The sequence below is a fragment of the Kushneria marisflavi genome (assembly GCF_002157205.1).
GTDB classification, from domain to species: domain Bacteria; phylum Pseudomonadota; class Gammaproteobacteria; order Pseudomonadales; family Halomonadaceae; genus Kushneria; species Kushneria marisflavi.
Genome location: NZ_CP021358.1, coordinates 2,145,883 through 2,166,841 on the forward strand (window position 1 = coordinate 2,145,883; position 20,959 = coordinate 2,166,841).

The window sequence follows — 20,959 nt, forward strand, 5'->3', positions numbered from 1 at the left end:
TGGCGGGGCCTTTTGATGTCATGAAACGGTGGCGAGTGTGGCTCATGACGGGCGGGCAGCGATCTTCAGGAAGGTTTCGACCTCATCGACCGTCGGGATGCCGGTGGCCGCACCAGCACGCTGCACGGCCAGTGCGGCGGCCGCGGTAGCGCGCTCCAGGCAGGTAGAGGCATCGTTGCCCGCCTGCAGGGCGGCCATGTAATAGCCGATGAACGTGTCACCGGCACCGGTCGTATCGACGGCCTGTACCGGACGCGCCGGCTGGTACAGGGTGTCACCACGTTCGCCGTCGATGCGCCAGGCCCCTTCCGAGCCCAGCGTCAGCACGATATTGACGCCCGGTAGTGCCGTTTGCAGCGCCTCGATCAGGGCGTCGGCATCGCTTTGCTCGTCGATGTCCACCAGTGCGGCAGCTTCGCCCCGGTTGACGAACAACAGCGCGAGATCCTTCAGGGGCAATTCGCGAATGGCCGGCGTCATCGGTGCGGGATTGAAGGCGACCTTCAATCCGCGCTCGAGCGCCTGACGAATCACGACGTCAATATCGTTGCACTCGTTTTGCAGCAGCAGCCAGCCGCCCTTGTCGGCACCGGTCAGCAGCTCATCGATCCGCTCGGGCGTAAAACTCTGATTGGTACCACCGAACAGCACGATGGCGTTTTCCCCCTCGTCATCGACCTGGATCACGGTATGGCCGCTGGCACTTTCCAGCAGCGCCACGTCATCGATATCGGCGCCGGCGTCCTTCAGGGTCTCCAGCGCCCAGTCGTCGGCACGGCCAAGCTGTCCCCAGTGGCTCACCTGCCCACCGGCCCGCGCCAGCGCGATGGTCTGATTGGCACCCTTGCCGCCCAGCACGATCTGGTAATCAGTGCTGGAGAGGGTCTCGCCGGGACGCACCAGATGCGGGACACGATAGACATGGTCGATATTGATCGAGCCATAGTTGTAGACGGTGGCCGACCCGGAGGATGGCTGCTTCGGTAAGGACATGATGGCCTCGCTGTAGTCATTGATCTGGTGTGATCATCGAACACAACGAGGCCCTTGTCGATTCAGGGTAGATCAAAGACCAGCGCTTCGGCGTCACGACCGCGCGTCAGCTCAATCCGTGCTTCTTCTTCCAGCATCAGGGCATCACCGCCTTCAAGAAGCTGGCCGTTGATCTCAAGCGTGCCGCGAATGAGGTGCACGTAGGCACGACGGCCTGGCGCCAGCGTGTGAGTGAGCGTGGTCTCACCCTCCAGGAGCGTGGCGTAAATGAAGGCATCCTGTTCGATGCGCAGCGAGCCATCGCGGCCGTCCGGGGAGATGATCAGGCGCAGCTGGTCACGCTTTGAGTCAGCAGAGAAGTCCGCCTCGCTGTAGCGCGGTGTAAGCCCGGTCTCACGAGGAAAGAGCCAGATCTGCAGAAAGTGCACCGGCTCATGGGCGCTGTGGTTGAACTCGCTGTGCTCCACGCCGGTACCGGTCGTCATCAGTTGCACGCGTCCCGGCCCAATGCTTGAGCCGTTGCCCAGCGTATCGCGATGGGCCAGTTCGCCGGAAAGCACGTAGGAAAAAATCTCCATGTCACGATGGCCGTGTTGACCAAAGCCGCCGCCGGGAGCGACACGGTCTTCATTGATCACCCGCAGGGGGCCGAAATGGACATGGTCAGGATCGACATAGCCGGCAAAGGAAAAGGAGTGGTAGCTCTCAAGCCAGCCGTGATCGGCGTGGCCACGTTCGCTACCAGGGCGCAGGGTCAACATGGGAAAGCTCTCCGTCAGTCTGGAATGCGCCCAGCATCTGCTTCGAATTCCTGCATGGCAACTGCATAAAATGAGCGTTTGTTATCGATAAAATCGAATGCCTCGCAGAAGGAGCGTGGGTGTTTTCATGCCGTCTCAAATCTGTCTTTTCAGACCGGCTGTCTCTCGGGCCAACAATACCCAACGTCAAAGACAGGCGTGCAGGACACCTGCCTGATGGGGCAACAATCAGCGCTATCTCAAAGCATTCAACGTCTTTTGAGTCGTCTGGTGGAGCGACGTGAACCGGCTTTCAATAGCGATCCCACAATCACCAGCGCACCGGCCATCAGGCCCAGTTCACGTCTGTGAGTGGTTGCCCAGAGCTGCGCACTGGTGGAGAGCGCTTCATCGTCAAAACGGCCATGCGCTCCGCGTGCCCCGGGAACCGGTTGCCAAAGGTTGTCAGGGCGGCCGGGGGGGCGACGCTCATCGGTCTGCTGACCACTGACGGCAGTGCGAGCGAGATAACGATCCAGCAGGCCGGGAAAAACCTTGTTGCCCCAGATGCTCATGATGGCCGACCGGCCGACATAGATTTCGCGGCGGCGGTGATGGGCGGCCCAGTAGACGGCGCGTGCGCCCACTTCGGGCTGATAAACCGGCGCCACCGGCCGGGCGCGGTGCGGCAGATGGCTCTTGCACCAGTCAAACTGCGGCGTGTTCAATCCCGGCATTTCCACCATGGTGACATGAACCCGGCTGCCCTCGTTGAGAAGCTCGGTACGCAGCGCCTGGGTGTAGCCCTTGATGGCATGCTTGGCACCGCAGTAGGCGCTTTGCAACGGCACCGCCCGATAGGCGAGCGCCGAACCGACCTGCACGATGGTGCCGCTGTTGCGTGCGCGCATTCGCTTGAGCGCTGCCATGGTGCCGTAGACGTTGCCGTGATAGGTGACATCGGTAACCCGACGATAGTCTTCCGGGCTCATGTCGCTCAATGAAGAAAACAGCGTCGTCATGGCGGCGTTGACCCAGACATCGATCGGGCCCAGCGCGGCTTCTATCTGCTCTGCCGCGGCCTCGACCTGGTCGGCATCAGCCACATCGGCGCTGACGACTACCGCGCGCACCCCCATGGCTTCCAGCGCCTTTTTGACCGTTTCAAGACGTCCTTCATCGCGTCCGATCAATCCGACATGACTGCCATGGCGGGCGAATTCATGAGCGATGGCACAGCCCAGTCCCGCGCCGGCACCGGTCACCACCGTCACTTCCTGTTTTCCGTCTGGCATGAGGCGCTCTCCGAAGTTCAAGCTTCAATTCATGTTGTGCCTTACTAGCGTAGACCGCTCTCTGCCGCACGAGAGGGCAAGGGAATAGGCCTAAAGAGCAATAAAAGTATCCTGATTATGGTCTAAAACTTGATTCATGCTGAATTTTACGACGGCAGGCACATTCTGGAGAACGGCATGCAGGCATCCCGGTGTATCGAGGATTATGGCTTTATCGGCAATCTGAAAACCGCAGCGCTCATTGATCGCGATGCCTGCATAGCGTGGCTCTGTCTACCACGATTCGACGCTGAGGCCTGCTGCGCGCTGCTGCTGGGAGAGCAGCACAATGGTTATTGGCAAATCTCTCCGCAGGACCCGGTCGTGTCTCGCTCGCGCCACTACCGTGGCGAGACGCTGGTGCTTGAAACCGAGTTTGAAACCGCAAGCGGGCGGGTCGCGGTGATCGATTTCATGCCGCCCATTCAGAAGGGACAGACGCATAACGATCTGGTGCGTGTAGTCGAGGGACGCCAAGGCCACGTCGAGATGCAAAGCCGGGCCCTCTTTCGTTTTGATTACGGCCGGGTGGCGCCTTTCTCGCACTATCAGGATGGCGTCATGTCGGCCGTGGTCGGGCCTGACAGTTTGCGTCTGGTATCAGAGGCAGCCCTTGAAGAAAATGAAGAAGGCGTCTGCTGCGCCCGGTTCAATGTCGCTTCCGGTGAGCGCGTCGCCTTTGTGTTGACCTGGCACCTTGCCTGGCAAACACCTCCGGAAGTCCTGGATGCCGATCTTGAACAGCAGGCGGTAGAACAGTGGTGGCAGCAGTGGAGCAGTCGTTGTGAGATTGACGATCGATATCGTGCGCCGGTCATACGCTCCCTGATTACCCTTAAGGCGCTGACCGATGCCGATACAGGCGGTATCCTGGGGGCAGCGACGACCTCCTTGCCCGAAATCAGTGGTGGAGAAGCCAACTGGGACTATCGCTACACCTGGCTGCGAGATGCCTCGTTTGTGCTGCATGCGCTGCTGGATAGTGGCTATCGGGAGGAGGCCGAGGCCTGGCGCTCATGGCTGCTGCGCGCGGTGGCTGGCGGGCCTGAAAGCCTGCAGCCCATGTATGGCATCGGTGGCGAGCGGCGCCTTGTGGAGCATGAGTTGCCGTGGCTGGCAGGCTTTAATGGGGCAACACCAGTGCGCATTGGCAACGGCGCCTGGCAGCAACAACAGCTGGATGTCTACGGTGAAGTCATGGATGCCCTGCACCGGGCGCGCCGACACGCACTGGCGCCTGAAAGCGATCTCTGGCACGTGCAATATCAGCTGCTGGAATATCTGGAGCAGCATTGGCAGGAGCCCGGTGCCGGCCTCTGGGAGCTGCGTGGTCCACAACGCCATTATACGCACTCCAGAGTCATGGTCTGGGTGGCCTTTGATCGCGCGGTCAAGGCAGTGGAATACTTTGATATGAAAGGTGATCTCGAGCGCTGGAAGGCACTGCGACAGCAGGTGCACGATGAAGTGTGCGCCCAGGGGTTCAATGCCCGTCGTCAGAGCTTTGTCCAGTATTACGGTGGTGATGAGCTCGACGTGTCGGCACTACTGCTACCCCTGATGGGATTCTTGCCGGCAGACGATCCGCGCATGGTCAGCACGGTTGATCTCATTCGCAAGGAGCTGGGCTACGATGATTTTCTATATCGTTTCCTGACCGATAAAAAGCAGGCGTGTCTGACAGATGGCGAAGGCGCCTTTGTGATCGGCTGCTTCTGGCTGGTAGATAATCTGGTGCTTCAGGAGCGACATGATGAGGCCCAGGCCCTTTTTGACCGGCTGCTGGAAATTCGTAACGATCTGGGACTGATGTCGGAGGAGTATGACCCGCGTTGCCGGCGTCAGCTGGGCAACGTCCCGCAGGCCTTTTCGCATGTCGGTCTGATCAACAGTGCCCACCTGCTGGCCCGGGGCGCTTGCTCATCGAAGGGGTATCCCTGATCAGGGCAGCGTCAGGCGCGGGGTGAGCCCCGCGCCGCAGTCATGCCGATGGCATTGGTGATCCTTGATTATTTTCGGACCTCCTGCTGCTCTTTCTGGATCTTCTCGTCTGGCGATACCGGACAGCCCCCACAAGGTATGCCGCTCCGCCTCGATACCTGCTACCACATGGGCAGCCATGCGCTCTCCGATCAGGCCGGTGCGCAGGTTTACATGGGAAATTCCTTGAGCGTCAGGAATGCTGGCAGCATCTGCCTCATATTCCTGCGTGGCAACCGCAGAAAATCAGCGTTGAGCATCGATACAATAAAATGCGCCCGCCGGGATAATCCGACGGGCGCAGGAGAGGCAGCGCATCGAGAGGCTCAGGCGTTCTGCGTTACCGGCCGATTTCTCAGGGCCGGGAAATCAAATAGCGCTCGCCCCGGGCCGTGATCCAGCAGGTAACGCACCAGCAGACAGCCAGCACAGACAACGGTGGCGATGATGATGGGCAGCGCGACGGCAATGGCCTGACCCAGTGACCCGCTGAGTTCAACATCGACCATCACAAGCGTCAGGGGGTGAACCAGCAGCATATGAATGACGTACACCGGCAGGGTCCGCTTGCCCAGGGCCTGCAGGGTGCGCATTTGCCAGAAGCGCAGAATCAGGCTCAGAGTGTCGATGGCAAACGAAACCATCAGACAGGAGAGAAAAAGCTGTGTCGCCGGCAGATAAAAAATGCCCAGCTGACGTGCTACGGCCATCGAAGCTAGCAGCCCTGCACCCACCAGGACCCAGCGTTTGGCGCTGAATTCGGCATAAACATGAGCAATCCGGTCGCGACCAAAGCAGCCCATGGCGTAGAAAATGCCGTAGTCCAGCAGCTTTTTGAAGTTCCAGACATCCGTGATGTACTCGGAGAAGATCTGCAGTAGAGCCAGTACAATCAGAAGCGGAATGGCGACCCGATTGAAGGTCTTGCAGACCACAAAGTAGAGCACCAGCGCATAGAGATACCAGATGCCGCTGTCGGCCAGAAAGACACCACGAACGAACTCGATGATGTTGAGCGTGTAGGCCTCACCGGGAATGATTTCGGCGGCGCCTGGAATTTGCGTGCGCATGAGTGAGATCGCGATCCAGTTGATCGCCATCCACAGCAGATAGAGCCAGAACAGGGTTGCCACACGGGATTTAAACGTTTCCTGCCAGCTCTTGCGGGTAATGGCCGAGTGCGCAAGAAAGCCGGAAATCAAAAAGAACAGCGGCATGCGCAGCGGCTTGAAGGCTGTCAACGCACCGGTCCACCAGCTATCCAGTGGCAGGCTGCCAAAATCGATCTGAGCGTAGGAAAAAATGGTGGTATGCCACAGTACCACCATGAAAATGCAGGCGCCCTTGGCGGCATCAATCCAGGCGATACGCTGACCGCCATGAACAGGAGAAGTTGTAGTCATGGGAGGGATCGCAGCGGTTAAATTTGCGATATTGTAAAGCAGCGCAGCATGCCCGGCTAAGACTTATGGCTCAGATGTTGTCATAAAATTTATTTAACTGATATCGGATGGTTATTGGTATCTAAAAAGATACCGATAATGAATAAAAGACATAAAAAATTATCTATTTTAAATGTTGGAAACTTTTTTAAACACAAGAGGTAGGGCACCATCCTTTCGACAGGGTGATGCCCGGTATCGAGATGATTACTTGCTGTCGGACTTTTTATTGCTGTCTTGCTCCTTCTTTGCGCTTTGCGTCTGCTGATTGTCCTCCAGCAGATCTGCCACGGAGTCGAGGATTTCCTTGGGACGAAACGGGTAGCGTTCGACTTCGGAGTGATCAGCGATACCGGTGAGTACCAGCACGGTATGCAGCCCGGCCTCGATACCGGCGACCACGTCGGTATCCATGCGATCGCCGATCATGCCGGTACGCATGGAGTGAGCGCCCAGCTTGTTGAGCGCCGAGCGAAACATCATCGGGTTGGGTTTGCCCACCACATAGGGCTCGCGTTTGGTCGCGCTGGTGATCAACGCCGCTACCGCACCGGTGGCCGGTAGCGGGCCTTCCTGGCTGGGGCTGGTCACATCGGGGTTGGTGACAATGAAACGGGCGCCTGCATTGATCAGACGAATGGCGCGGGTAATGGCCTCAAACGAGTAGGTTCGCGTCTCGCCCAGCACCACGTAGTCCGGATCGGTATCCGTCATGACAAAGCCGGCTTCATGCATGGCCGTGGTGATGCCGGCCTCGCCAATGATGAAGGCCGATCCACCGGGCGACTGATCCTTCAAAAAGGCGGCGGTGGCCAGCGCCGAGGTCCAGAGCTGCTCCTCGGGGACCTCGATACCGCTGCGCGCCAGGCGTGCACTGAGATCGCGCGGGGTATAGATCGAGTTATTGGTCAGCACCAGAAAGGGCTTTTTCTTCTCCCGCCACTGATTGATCAGCTCGGCAGCTCCCGGAATGGCCTTGTTTTCATGCACCAGCACCCCGTCCATATCGGTCAGCCAGCAATCAACGTCGCGCTCCATCTTCTTGCCTGTCGTCACAATGTGTTCCCCCCTGATAGGTGATGCTCTTCAGCATAGCGTTATAAAGCTCGTCATGCCCTTGTAGCGCACGGCTTCATGTTAATGCGGGAACAGGAGGCACGACCCATATCGTTATATCGTGACTATTTTATGTAGAGATTTTTAATGATAAAAATCGTCAAAATTAAAAAACATTGTTTATTAAATAGAGGCCAAAGGAAAATCAAAGAATCCTTTAATACAGTTTTAATGCTGGCTTCAATGTTTAATATTTCCTTCATTTTAAAGCCATTATTTTTGAAAAAACGCTATTGAATACTGGAACCAGCGGCTTTAATTGTGGTCTTTTAACGTCAGCGATTGAAAATCGGATGCGTTAATAAATTATTAATGATTGTGAGCCTTTTCTCGCAATGGATGCCCTGACCAGGTGATGTGATGTCTCTGAAAACAGCGGTTCGCACCAATACAATTCTTAAAACACTCGCGCAGGGTATTGAAAAAAGAGCACGCCGCGGCGTGACCTTTCTCATTACGAAACCCCTTCGAAAAAGTGAAAGCGTTGACGTCGAAAACCTTCAGGGCCCGTTAAAAATACTGCTGGTGCGACCCAACTATCGCATCGGCAATGCATTGATCATGTCGCCTGTCATCGAAACCTTTCGACAGCGTTTCCCTGATGCCCGAATTGACCTTCTCACGACTGACAGCACCCGGTCGCTGTTTCGCCATCAGCGGCTGGACCGCGTTCTGACCCTGTCGCGTGATGCTATCGTGCGCCCATGGCGTTTTCCCGCCATGATTCGCCAGCTGCGTCAGGAGCGATATGACCTTGCCGTACAGGTGGGCCCCAGCTCGCTGACCGGACTGATCTTCGTGCGTTGTATTAAAAGCCGCTACACCATGGGCAAGGGCAAGCGCGGACAGCGCTGGTTCGATATCGAAGTCAGCGGCGATCAGGCCCATGCCTACGACATTCCTCAGATGTTTGCCCGGGCGCTTGAAACGCCCTGTCGCGATCGCCCGCTGATGCGGCTAAGCCATGGAGAGTGCAGCATCGGGCGCGGTGAACTCGAAGAGCTGGGCATCGATTTTGATGATGCCGGGCGGCCAGCCCCCTTCGTGGCGCTGTTTGTAGGAGGTCATCTCGACAAGCGTCTGCCCCTGAGCTTCTGGCAGGAGAGCATCAAGGCACTGGAGGCGGCTGGTCAGCGCTACGTGGTGTTTGTAGGTCCCGAAGAGCTGCGCCATGCGCCCATGCTTGAACAGGAGATGGCCAATAGTCGCTATGGTGCGCTCTGTCGGCCCCGGCCGCTGCGTATCTTTGCGGCCATGTTGCACTACGCTCGCTATCTCGTCAGCCCTGACTCCGGGCCACTGCATATTGGCGCGGCGCTGGATGTGCCGGTCATGGCGCTGGTGCAAAAGCGCAAGTCACTGAAGTTTGTCCCGCGCGGGCCGCTGGACATTGTGCTCTGGCAGCCGAATGCCCGCCAGCTGGTGGCGGCCGTGACCACGCCCGAGCTGTATCAGGGCCGTCGTGAGGTGGAGGCATTTGAGGCCAGCATGACTGCGGATATGACGCTGACGTCGTCGGCACCTCAGATGCCCTGAACGCTTTGGTCATCGCCATGTCGTCCGTTCACTATCGTGCTGGCGACGTGGCCGAGACTCTGCGAAGGCGTGATCGTCGCAGGCCCAGCCAGGCATTGCCCAGCAGCGTGACCAGCGTCAGCAGCCCGCCGTAGAGCGTGGCCTCCGGCGGGTTCTCGCCTAAAAGCCACCAGACCCACAGCGTGCCCAGAATCGCCTCGACCAGATAGAACAGCGCCACTTCGGCAGAAGGCAGATAGCGGGTGGCGTTGTTGATCAGTGCCGTGGCCAGCGGCATCTGAATCAGTCCCATGACGGCGAGCACCACATAGCTCTGTGTCTCCAGTGCCAGCGGCGTTGCCATGGGCCACGCCACCAGGGCCGTCATTATCCCACCGCCGGCAATCAGGGGAAGGCGGTCCAGGGTCTGGTAGCGTCGCAGCAGCGTCAGATTGGCGCCCACGGCCATGGCGGCACCGAGTGCGTACATATCGCCGAGTAGCCCCTCGCCGGTCAATGAGCCGGCAAAGACAATCACCAGCCCCAGCATGGCAAGGCCGATTGCGATCCAGGTTCTTGCTGCTACCTGCTCCTGTAGAAACAGCCGGGTGAAAATGGCCGCAAACAGGGGTGCGGTGCTCAAAATGACCACCACGTTGGCCACACGGGTATGCATCACCGCCATCACGAACAAAAGCGAGATGGCCGCCAGCAGCCCGGCAGAGATCAGCGACACGCCGCGATGGGCGTTGAGCGTGGCCAGTCGCCGGCGCTGGCAGTAGAAAAGCCCCATGACGATGGCCATCAGTGCGCCGCGCCAGAAGGCGATGTTCCAGCCGTCGGTACCTGCCAGCCGAACCAGCAGGCTGTCGAAGCTCAGAACAACGATACCGACGGTGGCCAGCATCAGCCCGCGTGAGTGACGGGCGGCAGCATCGCAGGGCAGGGCGGCCATGGCACGAGTCTCCTTGACGACAACCGCGATGCAGCGGCTGTCGTGTCAGTGGTGCATTGATCGCAGTCATTAACGATCCAGGAAGTTTTCATCCTGGCAGGCAGTGCCCGGCGCCCTGTTCTCCATGCGTCATCGGGGAGACCAGAGGCGACCGCCCTGCTCAGATACGGCGCTCCTTGAGCCGCCGCAGACTGCATACGGTGTCAAACCAGGCCTGGTTGCCGATCAATGGCTCGGGATTGATGGGCTGCAGGGCATTAACGTTGACGCCATTGCCGCGCCCGCCCAGACGCTTGTCCCACCACAGGTGATCACGCAGGTCGTCGCGCTCGGGCGCCGGTCCATAAGCCTTGTGGCCAAGCGCAGCCTCCTGAGCTCTTGATCCCTGACGCGCCATGGCCGCACGTCCGGAGACGACGTAGCCCAGACTGTTGGAGATGGCGACCACTCGCGGATGAATGCCTTCGGTCACCACCACGCGCACCTGCTGGCTGCCGATCGGCTCGCCGGTACCGCGAAAGGCCCGGTCCCCCCGGTCGCTGCTGAGCGGGCGATAGGTGGTCAGTTCGACCAGATCCCCCGAGACGATGCCCAGACGCGTCGCGGTGCCCGGATTGATCCACATCGGGTTGTCGTGAACGATTTCGCTGAGGTACTTCTGATTGGCCGTGCGCCCCTGGGTATGCACGTTCCACTTGAAGCTGGTCAGAATGAAGCGATCCTCCGGCAGATCCACATGGGCCGGCACCGGTAGATAGCCCGGCAGCCCGTCATGGTGGATGCCCTGTTCTCTGGCGACCTCGGCCACTTCCCGGCTGTAGATCTCAAAGCGCCGTGAGGGCGTGCCAAACCCGCGCACGGCACGCGGCGCACCGCCCTCATCGATCATCAGTCCGATGGCCTGTTCTTGCCCCTTATTGTCACGCTGAAGGATCACGCCTCTATCGTCATCGATGCGCGCCCCGGCAAGCTCGGCGTCACTCAAGACCCGGCGATGCACCTCGTAGCTTTTGGGGACCTCATCGACGCGGGCGCCGTGGCGCTTCATCCATTCAAAGCCATCGGCCTCATCGCCTGCAGGGATGTGGCGACACTGATGGCGCACGAAGGCCTCGTGATCGCCGAACTCGAAATAGCGCGCCTGCTCCGGGCCCAGCCGCCGGCCGATATCAAACAACACGTCGGCGTAGCTGCGCGCCTCGCCCGGCGGGGCCACCATGGGCTGGCGCAGGGTCACAAAGTGGCGAAGTTCGGGGCTGCTGCGGGTTTCAAGCCCCCAGCGCTCCAGGTAGGTGGCATCCGGCAGTATCAGGTCGGCGTAGTGCGCCATCTCGGAATAGACCACATCCGAGCAGGCGTGAAAGGGGATCAGCGATTCATCCTTGAGCACCCCGACCGTTGTGGTGCGCCCCTCCGGCCAGTTCATGGGCGAGCTGATGGTATAGGAGAGATAGACATCCACTTTTGCGCGCCCCTGGCGGATGTATTCATAGACGATCTGACCCACCTTCATCTTCTGCCAGCGGTTGGCCAGCGGCCATTCCGGTGGATCTTCCAGATCGGTCCTGACGGCAGGTTTGGGCGGGATGGGCTCGGGCTGCGGATAGCGCTCGGCGCGCAGCTTTTCTTCCGTACCGTAGCAGTAGCCACCGGGCCGTCCGATGGAGCCGACCAGCGCGTTGAGCATGACTACGGCGCGCTCGGCATTCATGCCGTTGTAGTGCGAGCCGGTGCCACGGTTTGTGAAGGCCACGGCGGTGGGCCGGGCACGCGCAAAGGCCAGTGCGACCCGTTCGATATCGGCGGCGGCAAGGCCTGATTCGGCGGCCGCCCATTCGGGAGTGTAATCGCTCAGGAAGTCGATGATCTCGGTGGCCGAGAGATTGACGAAGTGCTCGACAAACTCACGGTCAAACTCACTCTCGCGCATGATGACATGCGCCATGGCCAGCGCCACGGCCCCTTCGGTACCGGGAAAGGGGGCGAACCATTCATCGCTGCGCCCGGCGGTGTTGGAAAGCCTCACATCGAAAGTCACCAGCGTCGCGCCGTGATCAAAGCGGGCCTTGATGACGCGCTTGACCAGATGCAGCCCGCCCTGGTGGGCTTCATAAAAGTTAGAGCCAAAGTTGAGAAAATAACGACAGCGTTCGGCGTCGATCGACTCCCAGTCGGTGTCGCCCAGGCTCACATAGTTGGCGCCGCGCTTGCTCGAGGAGCACAGGGCGCGGTGGTTGAGCTGGACCGGTGAGCCGATGGCGCCCAGAAAGCGCTTGATTTCGGTATTGATGCGCGAGCGCCCGGCATGCAGCACCACCCGCTCGGGATGGCCGTCATCGATGCTTTTTTGAATCCGTCCGGCAATCTCGTCATAGGCTTCCTCCCAGCTGATGCGCTGCCACAGACCTTCCCCCCGAGCGCCGGCCCGCTTGAGCGGGTAGACCAGACGCTCGGGATAGTCATTGATGGTCGGCCCGCTCTGACCCTTGGCGCAGGTCATGTAACTGCCCATGTTGGGATCTTTCGGATTGCCCCGAATCTTGACCACCCGGTCATCGATGACAAACCCCTCGATGCCGCACACGGTCGAGCAGTTGAGGCATACGCTTTTGACGCTGCGGGCCCGGTTGTAATCGTTTTTCACCTTGCGGGGCAGCGACGGCGTCATCAGTGCGCCGCCGACCGCGGCGGCCCCCAGAGCGCCACCGACACCCAGATAGATATATTCGCCTTTCCTGAGACCGGCCAGGGCGGCAATGCCTGCCTTGATAAAGGATCGTCGTTTCATGAAAGCGCCATGTGATCTGCCAGAGAAGCCCGCCCGAAGGCGCGCGCGTCAGCGTTCGGCCCACTGATCGATTTCGTAATCGACCGGGTCATGCGCCCGGCCGTCGGGCAGCTTGTCCACGGCTGCCTGCGGGGTCACCGTGCCCACGCCGCGATAGCGCACCTGCGGGCGGGTGCCGCGCTCAACCCGCAGGCCCTTGAGTTCGCTGCCATGGCGTTGGTAAAAGCGCGATACCGGGCTCTGGTCATCGTTGATGTCGCCAAAGATCAGCACATCGGCGGGGCAGGCTTCCACACAGGCCGGGGCCATCGACTGATCAAGCCGGTGACTGCAGAAATCACACTTGTCGGCAATTTTTTGCACCGGGTCGATGTGCAAGGCACCGTAGGGACAGGCCTTGATGCAGGATTCCCATTTATCACAGGTGTCAGGGTCGATGCGCACGATGCCATCGTCCTGACGGCTGATCGCTCCTGACGGGCAGGCCGTCATGCAGGGGGCATCGGCACACTGCATGCAAAGTGTCGGCAGGAAGCTTCGCCGGGTATTCGGGAAGGCGCCGTGGTCGTGATAGAGCACCCTGGTGCGAAAGACGCCCAGCTCGATATCGTTTTCGACCTTGCAGGCGACCGAGCAGGCGTGACAGCCAATGCAGCGCTCAAGATCGATGGCCATCTGCCAGTGCGGTGATGGAGAGGTCATGGACGATTGCCTGTTGTCATACAAAATGAAGGCTCAGGATGAAAGGCCTGATCATACAGGATCTAAAAAAGTAATCATTAATGTAGATTTCGCTGCCACCCTGCTCGACTGTTGCCGAACCGCAAGGGCTGCGACAATAAGCGGATCACCCTGATCCGGAGCGTCTCATGACCGACCTTGTTCCCCTGCCCGAAAGCCTTCGCCAACAGCTGATTGGCGTGCGCGACAACGCCTATGCGCCCTATTCGAATCATCCGGTCGGGGCGCTTTTGATCAGCAACAGCGGCACCGTCTATACCGGCTGCAATGTCGAAAGCGCCAATTACAAGGGCCTTTGTGCCGAGGCCGGTGCTATCGCCGCCATGGTGGCCCACGGTGAGCGCGAGATAAAAAGCATTCATGTCATCGGTCCGGGCGATGCGCTGTGTACGCCCTGTGGTGATTGCCGACAGCGCATTCGCGAGTTCGCCGCGCCCGATACGGAAATTGTGGTAGTCAACGCCGAGGGATTACCCCTCAAGCGCTATGACATGGAGACCCTGCTGCCCGACTCCTTTGGGCCGGAAAATCTCGGTCAACCCTCGAAGATGGCGTAAGGCGGTCCGATTAAAGGGAGGACGCATGCAGCGAGAGATCGTATGGACCGGCTGGGATCATCAGGGCATAGAGCGCCTTGAATTGAACATCACCTCGCAGGGCATTACGGCTGAAAGTCGTGTAGAGGGCTGTCATGATGGCAGGCTGTATCAGTTGACCTATCGACTGGTGCTCGACCCCGGCTGGCGGATGCGTCAACTGTCGGCCCGGCTGGACGATGGCCGTGCCTGTCAGCTTTCGAGCGATGGGATGGGCCACTGGTGGTGCCAGAAACGGGGGGCTCTGGATGGTCTGGCCGGCTGTATCGATGTCGATATCGCAGCGACTCCCTTCACCAACACGCTACCGATTCGACGGTTGGGCCTTGAACCGGGCGAGGCAGCGACGCTTTCAGTCGCGCTGCTGTCCGTCCCGTCACTAAGTACAAGACCCATGCAGCAGCGCTATACGCGGCTGTCGTCACATGGCTGGCGCTATGAAGGGCTCGACAGCGGCTTCACGGCATCTCTGGAAGTCGGTGATCACGGACTGGTGCTGGATTACCCTGACACCTTTAGACGACAACGTACGGCTGATCCCGCCTTTTGATTCAGTCAGTTGCGGTTCATGGCGGAATTGGGAAACAGTGTTGTACAAGTTGTGATAACTCTGAACGTGATTTTCGGCTGTTGTCTTGCCAATGACATAAAAAAACGGACTGAAAAATGTGCCCTGGCCCGGGTTTAACGGTTACAAAAATTTATAGTGTACAAGGCTTGTACATTGCTCAGCGCTATGCCAGAGTGTGCTTACACGGTCAGCAGGGACGCTGACCCGGGATCAACAGGGACGTTGATCCAAATGGCGAGGAACGCCACGGCAGGGATTGCCGCAGTAGTTGGCCAGGATGGCCAGAGCAAGGATTGCAACACTTACCGGCCAGGAAGGCCGGTCATATGACCAGGGAAGGACACAAGCCATGACACATTTCATCTCCTGCACGCGCTGTGGTCACGACCAGAATACTCCGATGGATACCTGCAACGAGTGGGACGAAATTACCTGCTCCGAGTGCGGTGAATTTCTGGACACGGTAGGTCACTGGAACGACCTCCATTCACCGTCCTTTGCCATGCAGACGCTGAACAAGTCCAGAACCCTGACGCTCATGATGGCCCGCGAGAGCCGCCCCATCAATGACCAGCAGATCGGCCAGCGCGCCTCTGCCTGAGCCACGGTCGCTATCCCAGAACATGCTAAAATGCCGCTCCATGGAGCGGCATTTTTTATGTCTGCTTTTCTGCTTGTCTGCTGTCTGCGGCACGCTTTCTTCCTGATGCCTCTCATGCCCATGTTCTGATGTCTGCCGCGCCGGTGTGTATCCCATAAGTGCCCAACACCGGGCCGGGCATTTTGAAGGCGCGCATGATCGCCGGCCGGGCGCGGTCTAGAAAATGACCGGCAGTATCACCAGCACAAGTCCCAGAAGGCTTATGCCCCAGACCATTGAGCGCACATAGGGAATCCCCATGGCGTAGAGAGGGACATAGACCACTCGCGCCAGGAAATAGAGCCAGGCGCCCCAGGCCGTCATGGCCCCTTCCTGTCCGCCCACATGTGCGATCAGAATGGCGCCGATAAACAGCGGCAGCGTTTCAAACAGGTTTTTCTGAGCTCGGAACAGTCGCCCGGTCACCACGCCCATCGGCGGGCCTTCCTTGTCGCGTGGCCCGGCGTTGTAGTCGAGACCGGTCTCGCGATTACGATACATCGCAGGCAGCATGATCTGGATGATGGCCAGCACCAGTGTCCAGCCCAGCAGATAGAGTTCCATGGTCATGCGCGACTCCCGAAGTGATTCCAAGGACAGTGTTCTTTCAAGCGTAGCAGGCTGCTGACATCACAAGACCGCCAGAGTGAGAAAGGGCATGACGCTCTTCTCGTTTTAAACGAAGATGAGGATCGTCCATGCATCATGACTGATCTAATGGCGTGATGTCGTGCCAGGGGGCAAAACCGGTACTGGATCACTGCCGGGAAAAGGGGCAGAGGCCGGCGACATCGCACGCAGAGCAATGCATTCACAAGGAGGAGAGATCATGACCGAGATTACGGAAAGGGCGGGCGGCTGTCTTTGTGGGCAGGTCCGGTTTACGGTACGCCACGGCGGTGAAGTGCACGTCTGTCACTGCTCCCTGTGCCGCAAGGCTACGGGCGGGCCCATGCTGGCGGTAATCTGTGACGGGGAGCCGGTTTTTGACGACGCCTCGCCAGTCGGCATTTATCACTCCTCCGAGCAGGGCGAGCGTGGCTTTTGCCTGCGCTGCGGCAGCCAGCTCTATTTCCGCCATACGCCGGATAGCGCCTATACCTTTACGGCCGGCACCTTTGATGATCAGTCCCTGATGGTGATGACCGAAGAGATCTATCTTCAGGACAAGCCCGGCTTTTACGATTTTGCCAACGAAACGCGGCGCTACTCACAGGATGTGGACAGCACGCTCGTGCCCCGTGACAGCTAATACTGGCCTTACAGTCGCCGGATCGGCGTGCCCGACAGCCAGGCCTCGATATTCTCGATGGCCTGTCCAAACCAGGTGCGGTAGTTGGTATCGCTGACATAACCCAGATGCGGCGTGGCCAGCACATTGGGCAGCCGGCGAAGGGGATGATCAAACGGCAAGGGTTCCTGTTCGAAAACGTCCAGCCCCGCGCCGGCAATTCGATGCTCACTGAGTACATCGAGCAGTGCAATCTGATCGACAATGTCAGCGCGTGAGGTGTTGATCAAAAGTGATGAGGGTGACAGCCACTCGAGCGCCTCTCGATCAATCAGGTGGCGTGTACGTGCGCTCAGCACCAGGTGAATCGAGACGACATCACTGGCCCCCATCAGTGTCTTCAGAGAGTCGGCATGGGTGACGCCCGCCGCCTCACAGCGTGCCGGGGTCAGATGCTCGCTCCAGGCCATCACCTCCATATCGAAGGCCTGCGCGATACGCGCCATGCGGGTGCCGATCTTGCCAAGCCCCACAATGCCCAGCGTACGGCCGGCCAGCGTCGTGCCGACCGTGCTCTGCCACGGACCATTGGTGGTGAAGTGATAATGCTCGGCAGGGAGATGGCGTGCCAGCCCCAGAATCAATGCCCAGGCAAGCTCAGTGGGCGGCGCCGGATGGCTGTCGGTACCGCAGACCGCAATACCCTGCTCGCGTGCCGCCTCGAGATCGATGGCCGCGTTGCGCATCCCCGAAGTGATCAGCAGTTTCAGCTGTGGCAGGCGCGACAGCAGGGAGGCCGGGAAGGGCGTGCGCTCGCGCATGATGACGATCACCTCAAACCCGACCAGCCGTTCGACGAGCGCGTTCTCATCATCAAGATGATCATGGAAGGGCGTGATGGTGATGCGACCCTCAAGGCGCGACCAGTCGGCCATGGCCAGCGCCGCATTCTGATAGTCATCGATGATGGCACAACGCATGTGTGATCCTCCCGGCAGTGGCTGCCTACTGGCGCGCGCGGCGCATCGGCATGTTATCGATCGTATCGAACAGCTGGCGCGGGTCGACGAACCCCTCCTGCTGCACCTTTTTACCGCCATCCTTGCCAACGAGTACCGTGGTCAGCGGCCCCCGGGCGTTCAGGCCCAGAGCATCAAGCATCGCATCGGTTTCAATCTTGGTCAGTGCCTGGCCATCCTTCATGCCATCGCCGTTTTCCACGGTATAGAGCACCATCTCGCGGTCGTTAAAGGCGTCGCGCTGCGTTTCGATAATGCCGCGCATGCGTTCATAGTCCGGATTGTCGGCACTCGGTGTCACCACCACCAGCGGGCGCGACTGCCACTTGTCGGCCAGCAACGGGTTGGCGGCCGGGTTGATCTCGCCTGCCTGAGCACCGCCGCCGGTCAGGGCGGCAGCCAGCAGGGCCGGCATGAACCACTGTTTCATCCTCTGCTCCTTGATCAAACGTTGACGTGGATGCGTTCAAGCATAGCGTCCGGCATGATGATCATCACCCTGTCTCGCTCAATCCCCAAGGTTTCGTCATGCAGCTGCGCTTTCTGGGCACCTCGGCCGGTGTCCCCACCCGAGCCCGCAACGTCAGTGCGGTGGCGCTCACTCCTGAGGGGCAGCGTCGCTGGATGCTCATCGACTGCGGTGAGGGCACCCAGCACCAGCTGATGCTCACGCCCCTGAGTGCCGCACGTCTTGAGGCGGTGTTGGTTACGCATGTGCACGGTGATCACTGCTACGGTCTGCCCGGGCTGCTGGCCAGTGCCTCGATGGCTGGTCGTCGGGCAGCACTCACGGTTATCGGGCCGAAGGCGGTCCGGGACTATCTCGAGGCGGTACGGGCCACCACCGGGCTCTCTCTCGGGTTCGAACTCAATCACGTTGATGCCGCCACACTGGTGGATGCGGCTCTGGCGCTGCCCGATGTCATCGTGCGTGCGGCAAGGCTGTCTCACGGCGTCGAGTGTTACGCCTATTCGTTTGAAGAGCGTCATGTCGAGGCAGGGCTGAATGTCGGGAAGCTCAGGGCGGAGGGCGTGACGCCCGGACCGCTGTGGGGCCGGCTTCAGCGTGGTGAGACGGTCATCGATGAGCAGGGGCGTGAGCTGCACGGCGTCGACTACCGCCTGCCATCGCGTGCTGCGCGCCGGCTGGTGGTGGCCGGCGACAACGATACGCCCGACCTTCTGGCCGAGTTCTGTGAAGGCGCGGACGTGCTGGTACATGAAGCGACCTATACCGAGGCGGTGATCGAGCAGCTGGGCACGGACAACGGCCACAGCAGCGCCGCGCGTACGGCTGCTTTTGCTGAAAGAGCCGGCCTTGAACACCTGGTTCTCACGCACTTCAGTCCGCGCTATGTCGACCATCCGGGGGCAGCACATTCGATCAGGGAGATCGAGGCCGAGGCGCGTCAGCATTTTGGCGGCACGCTGATGCTGGCCAAGGATCTTGCCGTCCTTGATCTGTCACGGGACCACGTGCTGCATCAATGTGAATGAGGGCATGCCCGGCTACAATGGGGGCTCATGCGCCTTCTTCATGATTCCCAGGAGCCCTGATGCCCCCTCGTCGCCTGATCATTGCCATTACCGGTGCCACCGGCTTTGTCTACGGCGCCCGCGCCCTGGAGATGCTCAGGCCGCTGGAGATTGAAACCCATCTGGTGGTCTCCAAATCCGCCGAACTGACTCGGCGCTACGAGACCGGTATTACTCGTGAGCAGCTGTTTGCGCTGGCCGATGAGGTCCATCCGGTCGGCGATATCGGTGCCTCACTGGCCTCGGGCTCCTTTCGGACGCTGGGCATGCTGGTCGCCCCCTGCTCGATCAAGACCATGTCGGAGATTGCGACCGGCACGACCACCAATCTGATCTCGCGTGCCGCTGATGTGGTGCTCAAGGAGCGTCGTCGTCTGGTGTTGATGCTGCGTGAAACGCCGCTGCACCTGGGGCATCTGCGCACCATGACGTCCCTGACCGAGATGGGCGCCATCATGTTTCCGCCAGTCCCGGCCTTTTACGCCCGGCCGACCACGCTCGAGGAGATGGTCGATCACAGCGTGGCGCGCGCGCTCGATCTGTTCGATATCGACATCGACGGCATGCCGCGCTGGGGGGAAAACCTTCATCCGCCGGGGCGGGCCTGATGATCACGATGTTCGCTTGAGACATGTCGCCGCCGCGGGTGCGGTGCAACCCTTATGGAGTCATTCATGAACACTTTTCTACGTTTCGCGCTTTTGGCAGGGGCCGTCGTGCTTGCAGGCTGCGCCGGTGACGAGAATCAAATGCACTCAAAGGGCCCGCATGACAGTACGGCACCGGCGGCCGAGCAGCTGGCCAGCATTCGCTATGACGTTGGGCCCTGCCACGGCTTCTGCCCGGTCTACTCCGTTGAGGTTCGCGCTGATGGCACCACCACGTTTATCGGCCAGCAGCATACGCAGGTCTACGGCAAGCAGGCCCGACAAAACGGGGCACAGGCGTTGACCCGACTCCAGCGCACGCTGGCACCATGGCAACCGGTGATGAATCAGCAGCGTGAATCCAGCGGCTGCGAACCACGTGTGACGGACATGTCCCAATACACCGTGACCTGGACCGGGCGTGACGGGCGTCAGGCAACGCTTTTGCACGACGGCGGCTGTCGTTCGGCCAGTGCGCTGTCGCTGACGCACCTGCTCCGCGAGGAGATTCCTCAAACGCTTGGGATCTCGAACTGGATCGGCACTCCCTCGTCAAATGCAGTAACCACACCGGTCAACTGATGCAAAAGAAATCCGATTTACCGACCAAGGTTTGCCCGGTGTGTGGCCGTCCGTTTACCTGGCGCAAGAAATGGGCGCGCAACTGGGACAGCGTGATCTACTGCTCCGAGCGCTGTCGGCGTTCAAAGTCATGACACTGTTATCAACGTGTCATCACCGTGACATTTGTGCTCGCCATGCTGCGCCTGACAGATGCCATCCACGGTCACGGAGTAACGCTCATGCTGGGTCTGACATCACGGGAAATGGAACGGCTCGAACAGCGCGATATTCATCCGGTCTGCGTTGAAGGCAGTGATTGCCTGATCAGGATGCATGGACGGCTTGTGCGCTGCACGCCTCACGATCTGCATCGGCTGGCGGCCCCCACCCTGCGCGAGCGCATGCGCGGCCAGATCAACCGAGGCACAAGCGTCTGAAGGTCATGGCGTAAAGAGCACGGTTGAAGCGCCGGTCTGGTATCGCTCATTCGTCTTTGCGGCAGTCTCTTTTATACGCCACATCATTTGAAGGTATGAACGCAGGGTTCAGGA

General features: G+C 59.7%; 22 protein-coding genes. 11 read left to right on the forward strand and 11 right to left on the reverse strand.

Features of this window, described 5'->3' with window-relative positions; translation table 11 throughout:
* Window positions 1-42 precede the first annotated feature (42 nt).
* From B9H00_RS09795 to B9H00_RS09805, 3 genes are all read right to left on the reverse strand, one after another.
* The gene (locus tag B9H00_RS09795) at window positions 43-993 is read right to left on the reverse strand and encodes a ribokinase (RefSeq protein WP_086900501.1); all 951 of its coding nucleotides are present in this window, start codon (window positions 991-993) and stop codon (window positions 43-45) included.
* 62 nt (window positions 994-1,055) lie between these two features.
* Window positions 1,056-1,754 carry a pirin family protein gene (locus tag B9H00_RS09800; protein ID WP_086900502.1) on the reverse strand — a complete coding sequence of 233 codons (699 nt, stop codon included), beginning with the start codon at window positions 1,752-1,754 and terminating at the stop codon, window positions 1,056-1,058.
* Window positions 1,755-2,002: 248 nt separating this feature from the next.
* Window positions 2,003-3,028 carry an SDR family oxidoreductase gene (locus B9H00_RS09805; RefSeq protein ID WP_086900503.1) on the reverse strand — a complete coding sequence of 342 codons (1,026 nt, stop codon included), beginning with the start codon at window positions 3,026-3,028 and terminating at the stop codon, window positions 2,003-2,005.
* A 177-nt stretch (window positions 3,029-3,205) separates the two neighbouring features.
* On the opposite strand from B9H00_RS09805, the gene B9H00_RS09810 reads away from it, so the two are divergent.
* Window positions 3,206-5,008 (forward strand): glycoside hydrolase family 15 protein, encoded by a 1,803-nt coding sequence (locus B9H00_RS09810; protein ID WP_086901810.1) that lies wholly within the window; start codon window positions 3,206-3,208, stop codon window positions 5,006-5,008.
* Window positions 5,009-5,373: 365 nt separating this feature from the next.
* Here B9H00_RS09810 and B9H00_RS09815 read toward each other — a convergent pair whose 3' ends face one another.
* Window positions 5,374-6,450, reverse strand: a complete 1,077-nt coding sequence (locus B9H00_RS09815) for an acyltransferase family protein (protein WP_086900504.1) — start codon at window positions 6,448-6,450, stop codon at window positions 5,374-5,376.
* Between the two features lie 246 nt (window positions 6,451-6,696).
* On the reverse strand, window positions 6,697-7,545 hold the full coding sequence (locus B9H00_RS09820; protein WP_236944247.1) for an HAD-IIA family hydrolase: 849 nt from the start codon (window positions 7,543-7,545) through the stop codon (window positions 6,697-6,699).
* Window positions 7,546-7,965: 420 nt separating this feature from the next.
* On the opposite strand from B9H00_RS09820, the gene B9H00_RS09825 reads away from it, so the two are divergent.
* Window positions 7,966-9,141, forward strand: coding sequence for a glycosyltransferase family 9 protein (locus B9H00_RS09825; protein WP_086900506.1), 1,176 nt, complete (start codon window positions 7,966-7,968; stop codon window positions 9,139-9,141).
* A 31-nt stretch (window positions 9,142-9,172) separates the two neighbouring features.
* Here B9H00_RS09825 and B9H00_RS09830 read toward each other — a convergent pair whose 3' ends face one another.
* The 3 genes from B9H00_RS09830 to B9H00_RS09840 form a co-directional block, all read right to left on the reverse strand.
* Window positions 9,173-10,075 carry a DMT family transporter gene (locus B9H00_RS09830; RefSeq protein WP_086900507.1) on the reverse strand — a complete coding sequence of 301 codons (903 nt, stop codon included), beginning with the start codon at window positions 10,073-10,075 and terminating at the stop codon, window positions 9,173-9,175.
* Between the two features lie 160 nt (window positions 10,076-10,235).
* Window positions 10,236-12,863, reverse strand: coding sequence for a molybdopterin-containing oxidoreductase family protein (locus B9H00_RS09835; protein WP_086900508.1), 2,628 nt, complete (start codon window positions 12,861-12,863; stop codon window positions 10,236-10,238).
* A gap of 48 nt (window positions 12,864-12,911) precedes the next feature.
* Window positions 12,912-13,565: a 4Fe-4S dicluster domain-containing protein gene (locus B9H00_RS09840; protein WP_086900509.1), complete on the reverse strand. Its 654-nt coding sequence runs from the start codon at window positions 13,563-13,565 to the stop codon at window positions 12,912-12,914.
* Between the two features lie 167 nt (window positions 13,566-13,732).
* Here B9H00_RS09840 and cdd point away from each other — a divergent pair, with 167 nt between their 5' ends.
* From cdd to B9H00_RS09855, 3 genes are all read left to right on the forward strand, one after another.
* Window positions 13,733-14,161, forward strand: a complete 429-nt coding sequence (gene cdd, locus B9H00_RS09845) for a cytidine deaminase (protein WP_086900510.1) — start codon at window positions 13,733-13,735, stop codon at window positions 14,159-14,161.
* Between the two features lie 25 nt (window positions 14,162-14,186).
* Entirely contained in the window at window positions 14,187-14,750 is a 564-nt protein-coding gene (locus B9H00_RS09850) for a putative glycolipid-binding domain-containing protein (RefSeq protein ID WP_157663206.1), read from the forward strand.
* Between the two features lie 370 nt (window positions 14,751-15,120).
* Window positions 15,121-15,372 (forward strand): hypothetical protein, encoded by a 252-nt coding sequence (locus tag B9H00_RS09855; protein WP_086621072.1) that lies wholly within the window; start codon window positions 15,121-15,123, stop codon window positions 15,370-15,372.
* A 216-nt stretch (window positions 15,373-15,588) separates the two neighbouring features.
* On the opposite strand, the gene B9H00_RS09860 is transcribed toward B9H00_RS09855, so the two are convergent.
* Complete coding sequence (locus B9H00_RS09860; protein WP_086900512.1) at window positions 15,589-15,981, reverse strand: MAPEG family protein; 393 nt, start codon at window positions 15,979-15,981, stop codon at window positions 15,589-15,591.
* Window positions 15,982-16,240: 259 nt separating this feature from the next.
* Between B9H00_RS09860 and B9H00_RS09865 the strand changes: the two genes are divergently transcribed.
* On the forward strand, window positions 16,241-16,663 hold the full coding sequence (locus B9H00_RS09865) for a GFA family protein (RefSeq protein WP_086900513.1): 423 nt from the start codon (window positions 16,241-16,243) through the stop codon (window positions 16,661-16,663).
* Between the two features lie 8 nt (window positions 16,664-16,671).
* Here the strand turns inward: B9H00_RS09865 and B9H00_RS09870 are convergent, their stop codons facing one another.
* Together B9H00_RS09870 and B9H00_RS09875 are read right to left on the reverse strand one after the other, a co-directional pair.
* Window positions 16,672-17,622 carry a D-2-hydroxyacid dehydrogenase family protein gene (locus B9H00_RS09870; RefSeq protein WP_086900514.1) on the reverse strand — a complete coding sequence of 317 codons (951 nt, stop codon included), beginning with the start codon at window positions 17,620-17,622 and terminating at the stop codon, window positions 16,672-16,674.
* A gap of 25 nt (window positions 17,623-17,647) precedes the next feature.
* Window positions 17,648-18,091, reverse strand: coding sequence for a DUF4174 domain-containing protein (locus B9H00_RS09875; protein ID WP_236944248.1), 444 nt, complete (start codon window positions 18,089-18,091; stop codon window positions 17,648-17,650).
* 98 nt (window positions 18,092-18,189) lie between these two features.
* Here B9H00_RS09875 and B9H00_RS09880 point away from each other — a divergent pair, with 98 nt between their 5' ends.
* The 5 genes from B9H00_RS09880 to B9H00_RS09900 all read left to right on the forward strand — a co-directional run bounded on the left by B9H00_RS09880 (window position 18,190) and on the right by B9H00_RS09900 (window position 20,845).
* Window positions 18,190-19,158: a ribonuclease Z gene (locus B9H00_RS09880; protein WP_086901812.1), complete on the forward strand. Its 969-nt coding sequence runs from the start codon at window positions 18,190-18,192 to the stop codon at window positions 19,156-19,158.
* 59 nt (window positions 19,159-19,217) lie between these two features.
* Window positions 19,218-19,805, forward strand: a complete 588-nt coding sequence (locus B9H00_RS09885; RefSeq protein ID WP_086900515.1) for a UbiX family flavin prenyltransferase — start codon at window positions 19,218-19,220, stop codon at window positions 19,803-19,805.
* Between the two features lie 66 nt (window positions 19,806-19,871).
* A complete protein-coding gene (locus B9H00_RS09890; RefSeq protein ID WP_086900516.1) occupies window positions 19,872-20,426 on the forward strand; it encodes a DUF6438 domain-containing protein in 555 nt (184 codons plus the stop codon).
* Window positions 20,426-20,560 (forward strand): DUF2256 domain-containing protein, encoded by a 135-nt coding sequence (locus B9H00_RS09895; RefSeq protein ID WP_086900517.1) that lies wholly within the window; start codon window positions 20,426-20,428, stop codon window positions 20,558-20,560. The genes B9H00_RS09890 and B9H00_RS09895 overlap by 1 nt, the downstream gene beginning before the upstream one ends.
* A 24-nt stretch (window positions 20,561-20,584) precedes the next feature.
* Window positions 20,585-20,845 (forward strand): hypothetical protein, encoded by a 261-nt coding sequence (locus B9H00_RS09900; RefSeq protein WP_086900518.1) that lies wholly within the window; start codon window positions 20,585-20,587, stop codon window positions 20,843-20,845.
* The last annotated feature ends 114 nt before the right edge of the window (window positions 20,846-20,959 follow it).

What these genes read in the sequence shown, in the direction of transcription:
- B9H00_RS09815 (WP_086900504.1), bottom strand. Translation starts at nt 6,450, where the DNA reads ATGACTACAACTTCTCCTGTTCATGGCGGTCAGCGTATCGCCTGGATT.
- B9H00_RS09895 (WP_086900517.1), top strand. Translation starts at nt 20,426, where the DNA reads ATGCAAAAGAAATCCGATTTACCGACCAAGGTTTGCCCGGTGTGTGGC.
- B9H00_RS09875 (WP_236944248.1), bottom strand. Translation starts at nt 18,091, where the DNA reads ATGAAACAGTGGTTCATGCCGGCCCTGCTGGCTGCCGCCCTGACCGGC.
- B9H00_RS09800 (WP_086900502.1), bottom strand. Translation starts at nt 1,754, where the DNA reads ATGTTGACCCTGCGCCCTGGTAGCGAACGTGGCCACGCCGATCACGGC.
- cdd (WP_086900510.1), top strand. Translation starts at nt 13,733, where the DNA reads ATGACCGACCTTGTTCCCCTGCCCGAAAGCCTTCGCCAACAGCTGATT.
- B9H00_RS09825 (WP_086900506.1), top strand. Translation starts at nt 7,966, where the DNA reads ATGTCTCTGAAAACAGCGGTTCGCACCAATACAATTCTTAAAACACTC.
- B9H00_RS09880 (WP_086901812.1), top strand. Translation starts at nt 18,190, where the DNA reads ATGCAGCTGCGCTTTCTGGGCACCTCGGCCGGTGTCCCCACCCGAGCC.
- B9H00_RS09810 (WP_086901810.1), top strand. Translation starts at nt 3,206, where the DNA reads ATGCAGGCATCCCGGTGTATCGAGGATTATGGCTTTATCGGCAATCTG.
- B9H00_RS09860 (WP_086900512.1), bottom strand. Translation starts at nt 15,981, where the DNA reads ATGACCATGGAACTCTATCTGCTGGGCTGGACACTGGTGCTGGCCATC.
- B9H00_RS09830 (WP_086900507.1), bottom strand. Translation starts at nt 10,075, where the DNA reads ATGGCCGCCCTGCCCTGCGATGCTGCCGCCCGTCACTCACGCGGGCTG.
- B9H00_RS09855 (WP_086621072.1), top strand. Translation starts at nt 15,121, where the DNA reads ATGACACATTTCATCTCCTGCACGCGCTGTGGTCACGACCAGAATACT.
- B9H00_RS09795 (WP_086900501.1), bottom strand. Translation starts at nt 993, where the DNA reads ATGTCCTTACCGAAGCAGCCATCCTCCGGGTCGGCCACCGTCTACAAC.
- B9H00_RS09840 (WP_086900509.1), bottom strand. Translation starts at nt 13,565, where the DNA reads ATGACCTCTCCATCACCGCACTGGCAGATGGCCATCGATCTTGAGCGC.
- B9H00_RS09885 (WP_086900515.1), top strand. Translation starts at nt 19,218, where the DNA reads ATGCCCCCTCGTCGCCTGATCATTGCCATTACCGGTGCCACCGGCTTT.
- B9H00_RS09835 (WP_086900508.1), bottom strand. Translation starts at nt 12,863, where the DNA reads ATGAAACGACGATCCTTTATCAAGGCAGGCATTGCCGCCCTGGCCGGT.
- B9H00_RS09865 (WP_086900513.1), top strand. Translation starts at nt 16,241, where the DNA reads ATGACCGAGATTACGGAAAGGGCGGGCGGCTGTCTTTGTGGGCAGGTC.
- B9H00_RS09890 (WP_086900516.1), top strand. Translation starts at nt 19,872, where the DNA reads ATGAACACTTTTCTACGTTTCGCGCTTTTGGCAGGGGCCGTCGTGCTT.
- B9H00_RS09805 (WP_086900503.1), bottom strand. Translation starts at nt 3,028, where the DNA reads ATGCCAGACGGAAAACAGGAAGTGACGGTGGTGACCGGTGCCGGCGCG.
- B9H00_RS09870 (WP_086900514.1), bottom strand. Translation starts at nt 17,622, where the DNA reads ATGCGTTGTGCCATCATCGATGACTATCAGAATGCGGCGCTGGCCATG.
- B9H00_RS09850 (WP_157663206.1), top strand. Translation starts at nt 14,187, where the DNA reads ATGCAGCGAGAGATCGTATGGACCGGCTGGGATCATCAGGGCATAGAG.